We start from the raw sequence: 16,019 nt of genomic DNA, 5'->3' as shown, positions 1-16,019 counted from the left end.
ACCTATCCGAAGAAGAGTTGCTTGCCATGCTAAATGGAGATCAACCCAATGGAGGTCAACAATGAATAAAAATGAACAAACACTGAATCAATTAAGGCAAGCAGTACTCCAGAAGAAACTGAAAGAACGTATTCAAAGCAGTCTGACAGCGGAGAAAGATCAAATCCCTGCCAGAAATCCGCAGCAGGAAATACCATTATCCTGGGCGCAACAGCGCCTATGGTTCCTTGCACAATTAGATCCGGCGGCGCTGACAGCGTACCACATTCCGACCGCCCTCCATCTGCAAGGTCATCTGAACAAGCCGGCCTTACAGGCCGCGCTGGATCGGATTGTCGCCCGTCATGAGATCTTGCGTACTACGATTACATCGGTTGCGCATACATCAACGACATTGACGGAAAATAACGTTAAGGTTGAAGGAAAAACTAGGGCGGAGGGAACCGCCCTGCAAGTCGTTCATAATGCAGATTATGGTTTTTCTTTAATGACTGAAGATCTCAGCCGGTTAACTAAAGATGAACAGCAGGCGACCATTCAAAGCGCTATGCGGTTTGAAGCAACCCAACCCTTTGATTTTGAAAACGGCCCCTTAATACGGGGGCAATTATTCAAGCTCGCAGAAGATGAACATACCCTGCTATTAACTCAGCACCACATTATTTCGGATGGTTGGTCAGTCAACGTGTTAATGCAGGAATTTTCCACCATTTACCCAAGTTTCTGCCACGGGATGCCTGACCCATTACCCCCACTGAGGATCCAATATGCTGATTATACTCTCTGGCAACGGCAGAAATTACAGGGTAACGAGCTGGAGAAACAACTGGATTATTGGCGTAGCGCTCTACAAGATGCCCCGACACTTTTGACACTTCCGACTGACAGACCTCGTCCTTCACGGCAAACCTATGCCGGAGGAGAGGCTATTGTTACATTGTCACCTGATTTGACGGGAAAATTAAAGGCATTCGCTCAACGTCATGGCACGACTTTATTTATGACTCTGCTGGCAGGGTGGTCAATATTACTTTCCCGCCTGAGTGGGCAAGATGATGTAGTAATAGGTACTCCCGTCGCTAATCGTAAACATCGTGATCTGGAACCGTTAATCGGCTTTTTTGTCAATACCTTAGCGTTACGGGTTCAAATACAGAATAACCCCACTGTCAGCGAATTACTGGCACATGTGAAAGCACATACTTTGCAGGCTTTTGAACATCAGGATTTTCCATTTGAACAATTAGTTGAAGCATTAAAGCCACCCCGCAGCCTGAGTTATAGTCCTATCTTTCAGGTTATGCTGTCACTGGATAATACTCCCGGACAACAGCAGTTTGAGCTGCCAGAATTAACCATCAGTGAACTGGATCTATCTGAAGACAGTTCACACTTCGATCTTTCGTTATCACTCCATGACACCGAAAACGGGTTAATCGGTGAACTGGAATATGCCAGTGATCTGTTTGACCAGGCCACCATGAAACGTATGGCAGGTTATCTGCAAACTCTTCTGGCCGCTATGGTTAGCGATGATTCTCAACGTGTAGCAGATCTTCCACTGCTAATGCCACATGAACGTACCCAATTACTGGCAGATTTCAATGCCAGAGAAGCCAGTTATCCACAAGATATGTTGCTCCAACAGTTCCTTGAGCAACAAGCCGGGCATTCACCTGATGCTACTGCGTTGATTAGCGGTGAAGAACAACTCAGTTATGCCGAACTGAACCAGCGGGCTAACCAACTGGCCCATGCCCTGATTACCGCTGGTGTACAGCCGGATGACCGCGTAGCGATTGGTGTCGGGCGTGGACTGGACATGATTATTGGCCTGTTCGGGATCTTGAAAGCTGGTGCCGGTTATGTGCCATTAGATCCTGAATACCCCACTGAACGTCTGGCTTACATTCTGTCAGATTGCGAACCTAAATTATTATTGACTCAGCATCACTTACAGAGCCGTTTAACGACCAAAGTACCCGTCTGGGTCATGGATGATGATGACTATCTGGACTATGTGGCACAACAGCCCGACCACAATCCTGAACCACAACAACTGGGATTGGAACCCCATCATCTGGCCTATATCATCTACACCTCCGGCTCGACCGGGCAACCGAAAGGCGTAATGATTGAACATCGCAATGTGGTCAATTTTGTTCATGTCCAGTGTCAAACCAATGAACTGACCCCGGCGGATCGGGTACTGCAATTTACCTCGGTGGCCTTCGATACCACCGTCTCCGATATTTTTGCCACCCTGGCCGTCGGAGCAACATTAGTGCTGAGAGCTGCCCATCTGCGCATCCCTGACAAAAACTTCAGCCAATTCTTACAGGAACAGGCGGTCACCGTTTCCGATTTACCTACCGCATTCTGGCACCTGTGGGTACAGGAGATGGCGGCCGGCCGCTGTGGTTTCAGCCCTTCTCTTCGTCTGGTGATTGTCGGCGGAGAAAAAGCCGAACTCCGTCACTTCAACACCTGGCAATCGTTAGCGGACACCCAATCCTGCCGCTGGATAAACTCTTACGGCCCAACGGAAACCACTGTGATTGCCACAGTATGGAAACCAGACAGTCACTCCCCTTGCCTGACGGGTACAGTCCCCATTGGATACCCGCTCACCAATACCCGCATTTATATCCTCAATACTCAGGGGCAACCTGTACCCATTGGCGTTGCGGGTGAAATCTATATCGGTGGCTTAGGCGTCGCCCGCGGGTATCTGAACCGCCCTGACCTCACCGCTGAACGGTTCGTGACGGATCCATTCAGTGAACAACCTGATGCCCGGATGTATAAAACCGGAGACTTAGGCCGTTGGCTGCCTGATGGCTCGATTGAATATCTGGAGCGTAATGATTTCCAGGTCAAGATCCGGGGTTTCCGCATTGAACTGGGAGAAATTGAAACACAACTGGCTAAATGTGATGGTGTCAAGGATGTCGTTGTTACCGCGCATGAAGACGAAAGCGGCAATAAACGTCTGGTGGCGTATCTGGTGCCACAATTTTCAACAACTCTGGATATCATTCAGTTGCGTGAACAATTGAGCACCCAATTGATGGAATATATGCTGCCGAGCGCATATGTCATTCTGGATGCCTTTCCACTGACGCCTAACGGAAAGGTTGATCGCAAGGCACTGCCAGCCCCCGATCATACAGCTATCATCAGCCGGGAATATCAGGCTCCAGAAGGAGAAGCAGAACAACAACTGGCAACCGTCTGGCAAGAATTGCTCGGAGTGGAACACGTCGGGCGTCATGACAATTTCTTTGAGCTGGGAGGCCATTCATTATTAGTCGTCAGCCTGATTGAACAGCTACGTCAGCGTAATTATGCTCTTGATGTCAGTGCTGTTTTCTCCGCGCCAACATTAGCTGCGATGGCAACGCATCTAACGGCGCACGCTGGTTCAGAGGTAAACAGCCCGGTTGTGCCACCAAACCTGATCCCAACTAACTGTCAGGCAATTACACCGGACATGCTGCCATTAGTCACGTTGTCACAGGGTAATATTGATCAGATAGTCGCTCAGGTAACAGGGGGGGGCAGCAATATTCAGGATATCTACCCCCTCGGTCCTTTGCAGCAAGGGATCCTGTTCCAACATTTATTGGAAACCGAAGGCGATATTTATCTCGATAGCGTCATCATGACTTTTGACAGCCGCCAACGTCTGGATACTTTCCTGCTGGCTATGCAGAAAGTTATCGATCGTCATGATATCCTGCGAAGTGCCGTCCAATGGCATAACTTGCCAGAGCCCGTTCAGGTGGTTTATCGTCAGGCACCACTTCCTGTTAAAGAATTAACACTGTCAGGAGAAGACAGCGCGGAACAACAACTGCGCCATCATACCGACTCTCATTCGACACGTATGGATATTACAAGAGCGCCATTACTGTCCGCCAGCATTGTGCAAGAGCGTCCTTCACAAGACTATTCCTCACAAACCTATTCTTCACAAGACCGTACTGCACAAAATCCGCGTTGGTTACTGGCATTACAACACCATCATCTGGTTTGTGATCATTTGTCACTGGAAGTGATATTCGGCGAAGTTGAAGCCTTATTACTGGGACAAAGTGAAAACTTGCCTGCGCCCTTGCCTTATCGCAATTTTATCGCTCAGACCAAAAACATTCCGTTGGAAAATCATCAAGCTTATTTCCAACAACTGTTGGGTGATGTGGAAGAGCCGACTCTGCCCTTTGGCCTGCTCGATGTACAGGGCAGCCAAGATTGCAGAAGCTGTTTTCACCCTGGACAATGAGTTGGCACAAGCACTACGGGATTGTGCCCGCCAGCAAGGTGTCAGTGCTGCGGTTCTGTTTCATGTTGCCTGGGCACAGGTACTGGCGAAATGCAGCGGCCGGGATGATGTGATCTTCGGTACTGTTTTATTGGGGCGGTTACAAGGCGGGGAAGACACGGCAAGAATATTGGGTATGTTCATCAATACGTTACCTGTCCGCCTTACCCTACAGAATCGCTCTGTTCAACAAATGGTACAGGAAACGTACCAGCATGGCGGTGAAGAGCATCTCAGTTATGCAGAACTGAACCAACGAGCCAACCAACTGGCACACGCACTGATTTCAGCAGGTGTACAACCTGATGACCGCGTAGCTTTCTGTGTCGAACGCAGTCTGGATATAGTGATTGCTATGTTGGCAATATTAAAATCCGGTGCGGGCTATGTACCACTGGATAGCGAATATCCGGTCGTGCGATTGGCTTATATTCTGTCAGACAGCCAGCCTAAGCTGTTACTGACCCAACAGCACTTACAAACGCGTTTATCAACGGATATACCAACCTGGATACTGGACAGTGACAACCATCTGGCTGCGATGGCACAACAACCGACACACAACCCTGATCCACTCCTGCTAGGGCTGGAACCACACCATCTGGCCTATATCATCTATACCTCCGGCTCGACCGGCCAACCAAAAGGTGTGATGATTGAACATCACAATGTAGTCAATTTTGTTCACGTCCAATGCCAGACCAATGAACTGACATCATCTGACCGTGTACTGCAATTTACGTCTGTTGCCTTTGACACCACCGTATCCGACATTTTTGCCACACTGGCGGTTGGTGCAACTTTAGTTCTGCGCTCTGCGGATCTGCGCATTCCCGATATCACCTTTACCGAATTTCTGCGGGAACAACAAATCACTGTCTCCGATCTCCCGACTGCCTTCTGGCACTTATGGGTACAGGAGATGGCAGCAGGTCGTTGCGGTTTCAGCCCATATCTGCGTCTGGTGATCGTTGGCGGTGAAAAAGCCGAACTCCGCCATTTCATGACCTGGCAATCCATGCCGGAAACGCATTCATGCCAATGGATTAACTCTTACGGCCCGACGGAAACTACGGTTATCGCTACTGTCCTAAAACTGGATAGTCATTCACCTTACATGGCAGAAATTCTGCCGATTGGTTACCCGCTCACCAATAGCCGGATCTATATTCTGGATAAAGACGGACAACCCGTTCCCCTTGGTGTTGCCGGTGAAATTCATATCGGTGGCGCCGGGGTTGCCCGTGGTTATCTGAATCGCCCCGACCTTACCGCTGAACGTTTTGTCCCTGATACATTCAGTGAACAACCAAATGCCCGCATGTACAAAACTGGTGATTTAGGCCGCTGGCTACCGGACGGCACCATTGAATATCTGGAACGCAATGACTTTCAGGTCAAGATCCGCGGATACCGTATTGAACTGGGAGAAATTGAAGCTCAACTGGCTGCCTGTGATGGAGTTAAAGATGCCATCGTTATCGCACGTGAAGATGAAAACGGTGATAAACGTTTGGTCGCCTATCTGATACCGAAACCGGAAATAACATTAGATATTGTTCAACTACGTGAACAGCTTGGCTCCCGTCTGATGGAATACATGTTGCCTAGCGCCTTTGTGGTTCTGGATGCCTTCCCGCTGACTCCGAACGGTAAACTGGATCGTCAGGCCCTGCCTGCACCGGATCGCTCTGCAATTGTCAGCCGTGAATATCAGGCTCCTCAAGGGGAAACTGAGCAACTTTTAGCAACTATCTGGCAGACTTTATTGGGGTTAGAGCAAGTCGGACGGTATGACAATTTCTTTGAATTGGGTGGACATTCACTGTTGGTGGTTAGTCTGATTGAACAGTTACGCCAGCGTGGTTTTACTTTGGCAATCAGTGCCGTCTTCTCTTCTCCCTCATTGATGGCAATGGCAGAACGTTTGACAAAAACAACAGCTAATGACTGCATTACCTATGATGTCCCCCCCAATCTTATCTCTGATGACTGCCAGGCTATCACACCGGATATGTTGCCGTTGGTCACGCTGACGCAAGACAACATTGATCAAATTGTGGATCAAGTTGCCGATGGCGTTGCCAATATTCAGGATATTTATCCATTGGGGCCATTACAGGAGGGTATCCTCTTCCACCATTTATTGGAAACAACCGGCGATACCTATCTGGACAATCTGTTGATGACTTTCGACAACCGTGCACGTCTGGATGAGTTTTTGCAGACCGTGCAACAGGTCATTGCCCGCCATGATATTCTGCGCAGTGCAGTGTATTGGGAAAATCTGCCGGAGCCGGTCCAAGTGGTTCATCGCCATGCATCAATGCCTGTTACAGAGCTGGAATTGTCATCTGAAATTGATGCTGAACAACAACTGCGCGATTATACCGATCCTGACGTGGTACGCATGGATGTCACCAAAGCCCCCTTATTGTCCGCCAGCATCGCTAAAGATCCGCATAGTGACAAATGGCTGTTATCCTTGCTGCATCATCATTTAGTCTGTGACCATTTATCGCTGAAATTGGTATTTAATGAAGTCAATACCTTGCTACAGGGAAAAAGTGAGCAATTGCCAACGCCTTTACCCTATCGCAATTTTATTGCCCAGACTAAAAATGTTCCCCTTGAACAGCATCAGAGCTATTTCCGGCAGCTACTTGGTGATGTAGAAGAACCTACCCTGCCATTTGGTTTACTCGATATTCAGAATAATAACGATGAAATTGTGGAAGATATTCTGACGTTGGACGATGACCTGGTTCAAATGATCCAGCAATGTGCCCGCCAGCAGAGTGTCAGCACTGCGGTTTTGTTCCATGTTGCCTGGGCTCAGGTACTGGCACAATGCAGTGGTCGTGATGATGTCGTCTTCGGAACAGTGTTACTGGGAAGATTACAGAGTGGAGAAGAGACAGAGCGGATATTGGGGATGTTTATCAACACATTGCCTGTCCGGGTTATTCTGCGGGGACGCAACGTTCAACAAACAGTACAAGATACTTACCAGCAACTCAGTACCTTACTGATACATGAACAAGCCCCTTTGGCAATTGCCCAGCGTTGCAGTGGCATTCCCGCTTCTCTGCCATTATTTAACAGTCTGCTCAATTTCCGTCATAGCTCAGATGAGTCTGATGAAGATGAACAAGAGCTCTCATCAATCTGGGAAGGTATTGAAACGCTCAACACGAAAGAGTCACGCAGTAATTATCCTTTATCACTGGATGTCGATGCTTATGAGGATGGATTTGAACTGACCGCTCAGTGTAACCAGCAAATCGACCCTGCTCGCATTAATGCCTACGTGGTGACCGCGCTAAAAGAATTGGTGACTGCACTGCAAAACACACCAAAACAGGATATTCAGACAATAACTATCTTGCCACCAGAAGAACACACACAGTTAATGGTAGATTTCAACGGTGCTGAAATTGTTTATCCGCAAGATATGCTGCTCCATCAGTTATTCGAACAACAAGCCGTTGTTTCACCTGATGCCATTGCCTTGATAAGTGGTGAAGGACAACTTAGTTACACTGAGCTGAACCAACGTGCCAACCAGTTGGCCCACGCTTTGATTGCCGCGGGAGTGCAACCGGATGATCGGGTAGCTATTTGTGTTGAACGCAGTCTGGATATGATTATCGGCCTGTTCGGGATCCTGAAAGCCGGTGCCGGTTATGTACCACTGGACACAGATTATCCGACCGAGAGGTTGAGCTATATCCTGGCAGACTGCAAACCCAAATTGTTACTGACTCAGCAACATTTACAGAATCGTCTGACAACTCACGTACCAGTTTGGTTAATGGATGATGAAGATTATTTAACGGCCGTGGCACAGCATTGTACCCACGACCCTGAACCGCATTTGTCAGGGCTGGCTCCGCACCATCTGGCCTATATCATCTATACCTCTGGCTCGACCGGCCAGCCGAAAGGCGTGATGATTGAGCACCACAATGTAGTTAGTTTTGTTCATGTCCAACGCCAGACTAACGAACTGACACCTGCTGACCGCGTGCTGCAATTTACATCTGTTGCTTTTGACACCACCGTCTCCGATATTTTTGCCACACTGGCAACAGGTGCGACTTTAATTCTGCGACCTACTGATCTTCGCGTACCGGATAGCAACTTTGCCCGCTTCTTACGGGAACAGCAAATCACCGTTACTGACCTCCCCACTGCCTTCTGGCATCAATGGGTACAAGAATTAGCCTCAGGGCGGTGCGGTTTCAGCCCTTCTTTACGTCTGGTGATTGTTGGGGGAGAAAAAGCAGAGCTTCACCATCTCAACCTCTGGAAATCACTGCCTGAAACTCAATCCTGCCACTGGATCAACTCCTATGGACCAACAGAAACCACTGTCATCGCGACGGTATTAAAAGTAGATGGTCATTCCGCTTATACTGCGGTAAACCTGCCTATTGGTTATCCATTAACCAATACCCGCATTTATATTTTGGATACTCAGGGGCGATCTGTTCCTCTTGGTGTTGCCGGTGAAATCCATATTGGCGGCGCAGGCGTTGCCCGCGGTTATCTCAATCAACCTGAACTCACAGGGAAACGCTTTATTCCTGATCCATTCAGCCATCAAGCCGATGCAAGAATGTATAAAACCGGTGATTTAGGATGCTGGTTGCCGGACGGTACGATTGAGTATCTCGGACGTAACGATTTTCAGGTTAAGATCCGCGGATTCCGTATCGAACTGGGGGAAATTGAAGCCAGATTATTCGCTTACTCTGGTATCAAAGACGCGCTTGTTATAGTACGGGAAGACATTCCCAATGATAAACGCCTGGTGGCCTATGTAGTACCACAACCAGAAGCAACGGTAGATCTGGAAAATCTGCGGGCAGCCTTACACACTCATTTAGCCAGCTATATGGTTCCCAGTGCTTTTGTGATCCTGGAGACATTCCCGTTGACACCAAACGGCAAATTAGATCGTCGGGCATTACCGATACCGGATAAATCCGCTGTTATCAGTCGTGCTTATGAAGCCCCCGTCGGTAAAACAGAGGAAATCATTGCAGAAATATGGCAGGACGTACTCAAACTGGAACAGGTAGGACGACACGATCACTTCCTGGAGCTTGGTGGTCATTCCCTGTTAACTTTGCAGGTTGCTGTTCGCCTGCAACAAGTATTAGGCAAAGATATCGGGATACGTGATCTGCTTGTCCATCCGACCATCAGTGAACTGGCTGCTTTTATACAGTCAGACGCTACACTTTCTCAACAAGAAAATCTGGTGACTATTCGTAAAGGTAATGGTGACATCTCACTGTTTCTTGTCCATGCGGTAGATGGAGATATTCACTATGCTTACGATCTTGCTCCTTATATTGAAGACAGTGAACTGTCAATTTATGGACTCGCGACCAGTGACGCCTATGCAGAAGAAGATGCACAACTCACCGTTAATAAAATGGCTCAAACATATATTGAATGTATCCGTCAGGTACAGGCTCATGGCCCTTATTATCTGGCAGGATGGTCATCAGGCGGAACTATTGCTTATGAAATAGCCTGCCAACTGGTCGATGATGGTGAGACAGTCAATTTTGTCGGATTACTGGATTCCGCCTCCAACTATCTGGAATTCTTCACTCCAGAAGAACAGCAAGCCGGAATACCATTTGAGAAAAGCACCACATTGCTTGAATTACTGCCAGAAGGCATTCCGGAGCATTTCAGTGATGAGCTGTATAGATTGGCTAAAAATCGTGATTACAATGCGATGCTGACCTTTGCAGAACAGAACAATTTGCTACCACCACAAATCACGCTTGAGAATATCAACGATCTCTTGCAATTACGCCACAATATCGCTGTTGCAGCCTACAGCTATACGCCATCTCCGGCAGCCGTAGACGTTACGCTATTCAGAGCAACCGAAGAAGCAGCTCAAGGAAATGCCACTCTTGGATGGGATAAAATTGTACCAAATGAACGACTGACTATTATCCCGATTAAAGGAGACCACGGTTCTATTGTGATGCAACCTAATATTCAGGATGTGGGTAAGGTATTACTTAAAGCGATTATAGAGAGGAAATAAAAATATGAATAACGCCCGCTGTTGCGGGCGTTATCTTTTAAATTCTAATTATAACTATTTATATTACTTCCTCAGTGTAAAAGATACATTATGAATCCACTAATAGATAGAAAATAAACTTAACCAATTATAACTATAGTAATTATTTTTGTATTATACCCACCGTCTTTCAAGTTACAGCTTTTTGAAATCCATAAGGTATAGTTCCCCTAGTGTATTAAAAGCCAGATAGAATAGATTTTTATCAAGAAAACGAAACTTATATAGTTCACATATCAAAAAATATACTACCTTTAATATTATTTTTTGTATGTTACTAAGATATCAGCGTTTTTCTTATTTTGAACTCTTGTATTATAAAATATCAATCTATAAGATACGCTTATAAACACCGACATCTGACAAGATAATATCAACGAGATAATATAATGCAAGATCCGAACAATAAAAAATCAACTGAAGCTGATGCTTTACTTTCTAACATTTCACAAAACATTGACTTCTTAATGAAAAAAAACAATATAGATTCACAAGCCCTAAGTAAATTGACGGGACTTGGAATTGCTACGATTAACAGTCTTAGGCGTGGTGTTGGAAATCCTACTATTGCTACAGTCTCATCCATTGCTGATATATTTGGTGTAAACGTTGGTGAAATTACCGATGGTAAATTATCTGAATCTTGTCGACAAGAAGAAACTATTTCATCAATACCTCTAATTCGTTATGATGAATTAGATGGATATGTAAGTGGGAAAATAATCCACACCAATCTATACAAAATCAGTATCCAGGATAACCAGAAAAGCTCACTCTTCGCAGTAGAATTTGGAAACAATCTTTTATCTCCGTATTTTGATAGCAACACCATTGCAATCATTTCCAAAACTGAATCAGTTTGTGACAGTGATATAGTTCTAGTAAAAATTAAGGATACGCCTATTTGTTTCAGACAAGCCTTTGTCGGTGAGCGTGGAATTTACTTTTCAATATTAGGTATTGATAATGATCGAAAAACAACATTCAGCCAAAATTACACAATAATTGGGGTTTTGATTAAATCAATTAAAAACTTAAAATAGGAATTTAATTGTGCGTAGAATAATTGATCTTTTCAGAAAGATATTCAAACCTCGTTACATTTACAATTTGCAGAAGTTCGAACCAATAAAAGAAAACGGGTTTTACATATTAAAAGAATTAGGTACTCATACATGTATAAAAGTAAGAGCAGAAGATATTTTTGAAAGTGATTTATTATATAACATCGATCCTTATGATATTATTTTTATAGCGAAATTTGAAGAGCATGATCTGAAAGAAAAACAAAAATTCAAGATAATAGAAGAAAACAGAGATCTGTCATTTACTATACAAAATGAATATTCTCGCAGAACAATAAATGGAAAAGAGCTGCTTTCAGATCAGAATATTATCGAGAAATTAGATCCTGCCAGCCTTATAAGGATAGCCTACCTATCTGGATTAAAAGATGGAAGAAAAATCTCCGATGAAATTTCAAAATCAGAAAGAATAAAATCATCTAAATCTGCAAACTTAAAGGTAATAAAGTGACTCAAATCTACCCCACCAACTCAAATTTCAAGTATAACTCTTTATTCATTTCTTTATCCGTCACCATCATGATAACTTGTGATGTTCTTGTCTATAAGACTCTGGATTTTTATGGCCTTAAAATCACTTTTAGTGGAATTCTATTTTCTTTTTATTTTCTTATATCCACAGTTCAAACAGAAGTTTATGGTTATAGACAAGGAGTAAAAACAGTTTGGATCATGGTCTTATGCCAATCAATTTTTGTCATGGTCATTTTTATTGCGTCACATACTCAACCAGAAAATAATCAGATTTCAATGAATTTTAAGTCATTGTTTGGCGAATTTTGGCGCGTTATGGTAGGCACATGGACTTCTGTGCCAATTTCTTACTTTATCAACGGGTTTGTAATATCTTCTTTAAAAAAAGTTTTCCTTGGTCGCTTCTTTTTTCTCAGATATATCATTGCTTCAATGATTACACAAGCCTCTCTTTTATTATCATCATACCCTATAAGCCTTTCTTCAAAATATAGTGTAAATGAATTGGTCATAATAATTTCTACAACTTGGTCTTATAAAGTAATAATGTCTATTATACTTTTACCTATCGGTATCATCTTAGCAGATAAAGTCAAAAAATTAGAATCTGCCGATGTATATGATTGGGGAATATCATACAATCCGTTTAGTTTTGGAGGCAATAAAAAATGAAAGTGATTCAGTTAACAGATATACACCTGCCTCAGAAAAGAGAAAAAACAATATTTGATGTAAATCTTTATAACAATTTCGATATCCTCTGTGAGGAAATACGTCGCATTCAGACTATTACCGAAATAGAGTTAATTATAGTCTCAGGTGACATTGCAAATGATGGTGACACCGATGCTTACAGATATTTTTTCAATAAAATGGAGTCACTCAACACACCTTACATCACAATACTTGGCAACCATGATCTCAAGGAGAATTTTAATATCGCCCTTACAGAAATCAAACCAAAATATAATATCCTCTCCCGTGAATATAATAGGGACAATTGGTATATTACTGATATCGACACTGTTGTCGAAGGTGAAGATTATGGCTTCATCACTAAAGATAACCTTGCAGAATTAGAACAAAGAATTATTAAAAACAGTAGATTTAATATTGCTTTATTTATGCATCACCATGTCAAATCGGTTGGTACGCCAATTGTAGATAGTTGTATGCTGGAAAACGCAAATGCCCTACTGGCGCTATGTGAAAGGTATAAAATTAAATTTATTGGTTGCGGTCATGCACATACTTCACGTATTTGGCATAAAAATGAGATGACAATAAGTGTTGCACCAGCAGTTTCATTCCAATGGTTATTAGGCACAAATACCGTCAAAACAGCAAAAGGTTTTGGTTTTAATATTATTGATTTTTCAACTGATTTATCCGTGGTTTCATGTAGTTATTAATATTTATATCCCTAATCTCAAGTTGCAGTATAGGCAACTTGAGATTGTGTTGTGATACTACATTTTGAAAGTTACAACGTATATCACTTACTTCTCAGAAACTGGCTTAAATCTGGCCATGAAATGGCGTAACACTGGTGGCTCATAAGTAAAAGTTAACCCTCGGATACCAGTCGCTCGCTGTTTTAACTCAATAAAAGCCTCTACGACATAATCCATATGATCATTGGTATAAACACGGCGAGGAATAGCCAACCTCATCAATTCCATCGGTGATTCTTTTTGTTTACCTGTCTGCGGGTCACGCCCCAATAATAACGAGCCAATTTCCACGCTTCTGATACCTGCTTCTAAATATAATTCATTATTCAACGCCTGAGCTGGAAACTGCTCACTCGGTATATGGGGTAAAAACCGTTTTGCATCGACAAAGACAGCGTGCCCTCCAACCGGATATTGAATAGGGAGCCCCGCTTTCCTTAACTGCTCTCCCAAATAAGTCACCTGACCAATACGATAAGACAGAAAATTCTCATCCATCCCCTCTTCAAGACCAATTGCCATCGCTTCCATATCACGCCCGGCAAGCCCGCCATAAGTCACGAACCTCTCATTCGGAATACAGTTAACTCTCACTTCATTAAATAATATCTCATTTTAGTTCCACATGTGCTATTGTTGTATCAAAATGAAAATTAGAAATAAATACGGGTTTTTTAGCTTCACCTTTTAATTTTTTTCGGGCAATCAGAGCAGGAAATAAAATCTGCTCCGCTCCACGTCCTTGATGAGTAGGAACAGTATATTTATAACCGATCAACTCTTTGACTTTATCGACTAAATGATAATAGTTGCGAGACCCTGCATAAGCTTCATCTCCCATCATCATACCAGCCCACTGTTGATTACTCATCGAACCTGTTCCAGAATCAGTCAGTGGATCAATATAAACCCTATCAGAAGGCAGCATAAATGGATTATATCCCGCAGCTTCCAATACAGCCTCACGCTCTGCACGAGTTGTGATATAAATATTTTCTACCATTTTAATGCGAAAAGGTTCTAGAATACGCTTCATATTAATATACCTATTAGAAAGAAAAACAATAAAGCACCACATTGCATAATGAACAAAACACTGACTATTTCTCAGTGAGAATGCACAAGTCTTTTTGCTTATAAATGTAAAGTTTTAAAAATAATTTTTAGCAAAGAGTGATTTAAAGATAGGAAGGGAGCGGTTGCAATATTCTATAGCCAATATTAGACTGTATTTTGAAAAAAAACTTATATAACACCAGCCATAATTTCATACATTGACCTTATTACTACATGAGTGTTTTCAGCACGAGCTTATACAACAACAAAGTATTTATGCCCATACTTATTTAACATAAATACAACTGCAGAATGAATATTTACAAATTAACAATAAAAAAATTGAATTAAATATAGAAAATCACAGAGGGTAATAGAATTTAATTTCCAAATTGCTTACACGTATAATTGTTTTTAACATCTATTCGTTACAATTTATGGCAGAAAATGGTTTAGATAGCGCTATATTTATTTTAGCCTCAATGTATCTGCAAATACGGGTGTCAGCATAGCCGGCACCCGCCTATAGATAACCCTTTCGTCTTTCACACTGTCTCTTTGTTGGCTACGCTCATTCACCCCCGGTCACATAGTTATTTATGCTCCCGGTGATTAATGAGAGGTTCCGGCCTCTCACCGGAGGCCGGCCTTTGGCTGAGTAAATTCGTTCCCGACGAATTTATCATTCCCTTGCCACCGCGATGCAGCTTGAAATCCATTGGGTATAGTTTGGAAATATAGTTTGGAAAATTAGGCCGCCAATTCCCGCGCCCGTTCTTCTATCCAATCAATAACTTCATCATTGGAAAACAAGTAAAAATGCTCACCTGCAAAAACTTTTTGTGTCACGGGCGTGGTAAATATTTCTCGCCATTGCGCCAACCAAGGGACAGGCACGTGCTCATCATGATCCGCACCAATCACATAAGCCTGACAGTTTATCGCTGGCTTCGGCAATCGGGATAAAGAAGCCAGCAGACGAAGATCACTTCGCATGGCATTAACCACATATTTTCGCAATTCAGGGTGTGCGAAAACATCCTGCGGTGTCTCTCCAAATGCTTTCAGCAAACCTATTATTTCTGCTTCCGATAATGTCTCATTTCGTAAATCATCCGGAGAGGACGTTCCCCGCGCAGAAAGGATAAGGCCCAATTTCTTTTCCGGTGCCTCACTTTTGATTCTTCGGGCTACATGGTAAGCAAGCTCTGTTCCCAGGCTATGACCAAACAACAACAAGGGCTTCTCTTCTCCCAGTTTCAACCGTTTGATCGAAACCAGAAGATCGGATATTACCGTTTCAGCATCCGTCTGAAATGGCTGTATAAAACGCGAGCCCCTGCCTGCCAGTTCCATACAGTAAGTTTCAATAAATCCAGATAGCTTCTGAGAAAGTTGCAAATAAGAGTAGCTGGAGCCACCAGCATGATGTAAAAACACAAGTTGAACTTTCGCTTCTGCTCTTTCGAACGCAGGGTACAGGATTGAATCAGTCAAAATTAAGGCCT

General features: G+C 43.6%; 7 protein-coding genes and 1 pseudogene. 6 read left to right on the top strand and 2 right to left on the bottom strand.

Annotated features, from left to right (window positions below; translation table 11 throughout):
- The first annotated feature begins 61 nt into the window (after positions 1 to 61).
- From AAC852_RS20160 to AAC852_RS03370, 6 genes are all read left to right on the top strand, one after another.
- Positions 62 to 4,285: a non-ribosomal peptide synthetase gene (locus tag AAC852_RS20160; protein WP_340619812.1), complete on the top strand. Its 4,224-nt coding sequence runs from the start codon at positions 62 to 64 to the stop codon at positions 4,283 to 4,285.
- Positions 4,236 to 10,403, top strand: a complete 6,168-nt coding sequence (locus AAC852_RS20155; RefSeq protein WP_340619811.1) for an amino acid adenylation domain-containing protein — start codon at positions 4,236 to 4,238, stop codon at positions 10,401 to 10,403. The genes AAC852_RS20160 and AAC852_RS20155 overlap by 50 nt, the downstream gene beginning before the upstream one ends.
- A 428-nt stretch (positions 10,404 to 10,831) precedes the next feature.
- The gene (locus AAC852_RS03385) at positions 10,832 to 11,485 is read left to right on the top strand and encodes a helix-turn-helix domain-containing protein (RefSeq protein ID WP_340619810.1); all 654 of its coding nucleotides are present in this window, start codon (positions 10,832 to 10,834) and stop codon (positions 11,483 to 11,485) included.
- Positions 11,486 to 11,495: 10 nt separating this feature from the next.
- A complete protein-coding gene (locus AAC852_RS03380; protein WP_340619809.1) occupies positions 11,496 to 11,978 on the top strand; it encodes a hypothetical protein in 483 nt (160 codons plus the stop codon).
- Positions 11,975 to 12,673 (top strand): VUT family protein, encoded by a 699-nt coding sequence (locus tag AAC852_RS03375; protein WP_340619808.1) that lies wholly within the window; start codon positions 11,975 to 11,977, stop codon positions 12,671 to 12,673. The genes AAC852_RS03380 and AAC852_RS03375 overlap by 4 nt, the downstream gene beginning before the upstream one ends.
- On the top strand, positions 12,670 to 13,413 hold the full coding sequence (locus AAC852_RS03370; RefSeq protein WP_340619807.1) for a metallophosphoesterase family protein: 744 nt from the start codon (positions 12,670 to 12,672) through the stop codon (positions 13,411 to 13,413). Before AAC852_RS03375 ends, AAC852_RS03370 begins: the two co-directional genes overlap by 4 nt.
- Before the next feature lie 87 nt (positions 13,414 to 13,500).
- On the opposite strand, the pseudogene AAC852_RS03365 reads toward AAC852_RS03370, so the two are convergent.
- Both AAC852_RS03365 and AAC852_RS03360 read right to left on the bottom strand, forming a co-directional pair.
- A pseudogene (locus tag AAC852_RS03365) lies at positions 13,501 to 14,491 on the bottom strand (beta-eliminating lyase-related protein).
- A 770-nt stretch (positions 14,492 to 15,261) separates the two neighbouring features.
- Positions 15,262 to 16,008 carry a thioesterase II family protein gene (locus tag AAC852_RS03360; protein WP_340619806.1) on the bottom strand — a complete coding sequence of 249 codons (747 nt, stop codon included), beginning with the start codon at positions 16,006 to 16,008 and terminating at the stop codon, positions 15,262 to 15,264.
- Positions 16,009 to 16,019: the final 11 nt, after the last annotated feature.

Origin of the sequence: Xenorhabdus siamensis, assembly GCF_037996745.1 — a bacterium.
Classification (GTDB): domain Bacteria; phylum Pseudomonadota; class Gammaproteobacteria; order Enterobacterales; family Enterobacteriaceae; genus Xenorhabdus; species Xenorhabdus indica.
This window is presented reverse-complemented; position numbering and strand designations above follow the sequence as displayed.

What these genes read in the sequence shown, in the direction of transcription:
- AAC852_RS20160 (WP_340619812.1), top strand. Translation starts at nt 62, where the DNA reads ATGAATAAAAATGAACAAACACTGAATCAATTAAGGCAAGCAGTACTC.
- AAC852_RS20155 (WP_340619811.1), top strand. Translation starts at nt 4,236, where the DNA reads ATGTACAGGGCAGCCAAGATTGCAGAAGCTGTTTTCACCCTGGACAAT.
- AAC852_RS03385 (WP_340619810.1), top strand. Translation starts at nt 10,832, where the DNA reads ATGCAAGATCCGAACAATAAAAAATCAACTGAAGCTGATGCTTTACTT.
- AAC852_RS03370 (WP_340619807.1), top strand. Translation starts at nt 12,670, where the DNA reads ATGAAAGTGATTCAGTTAACAGATATACACCTGCCTCAGAAAAGAGAA.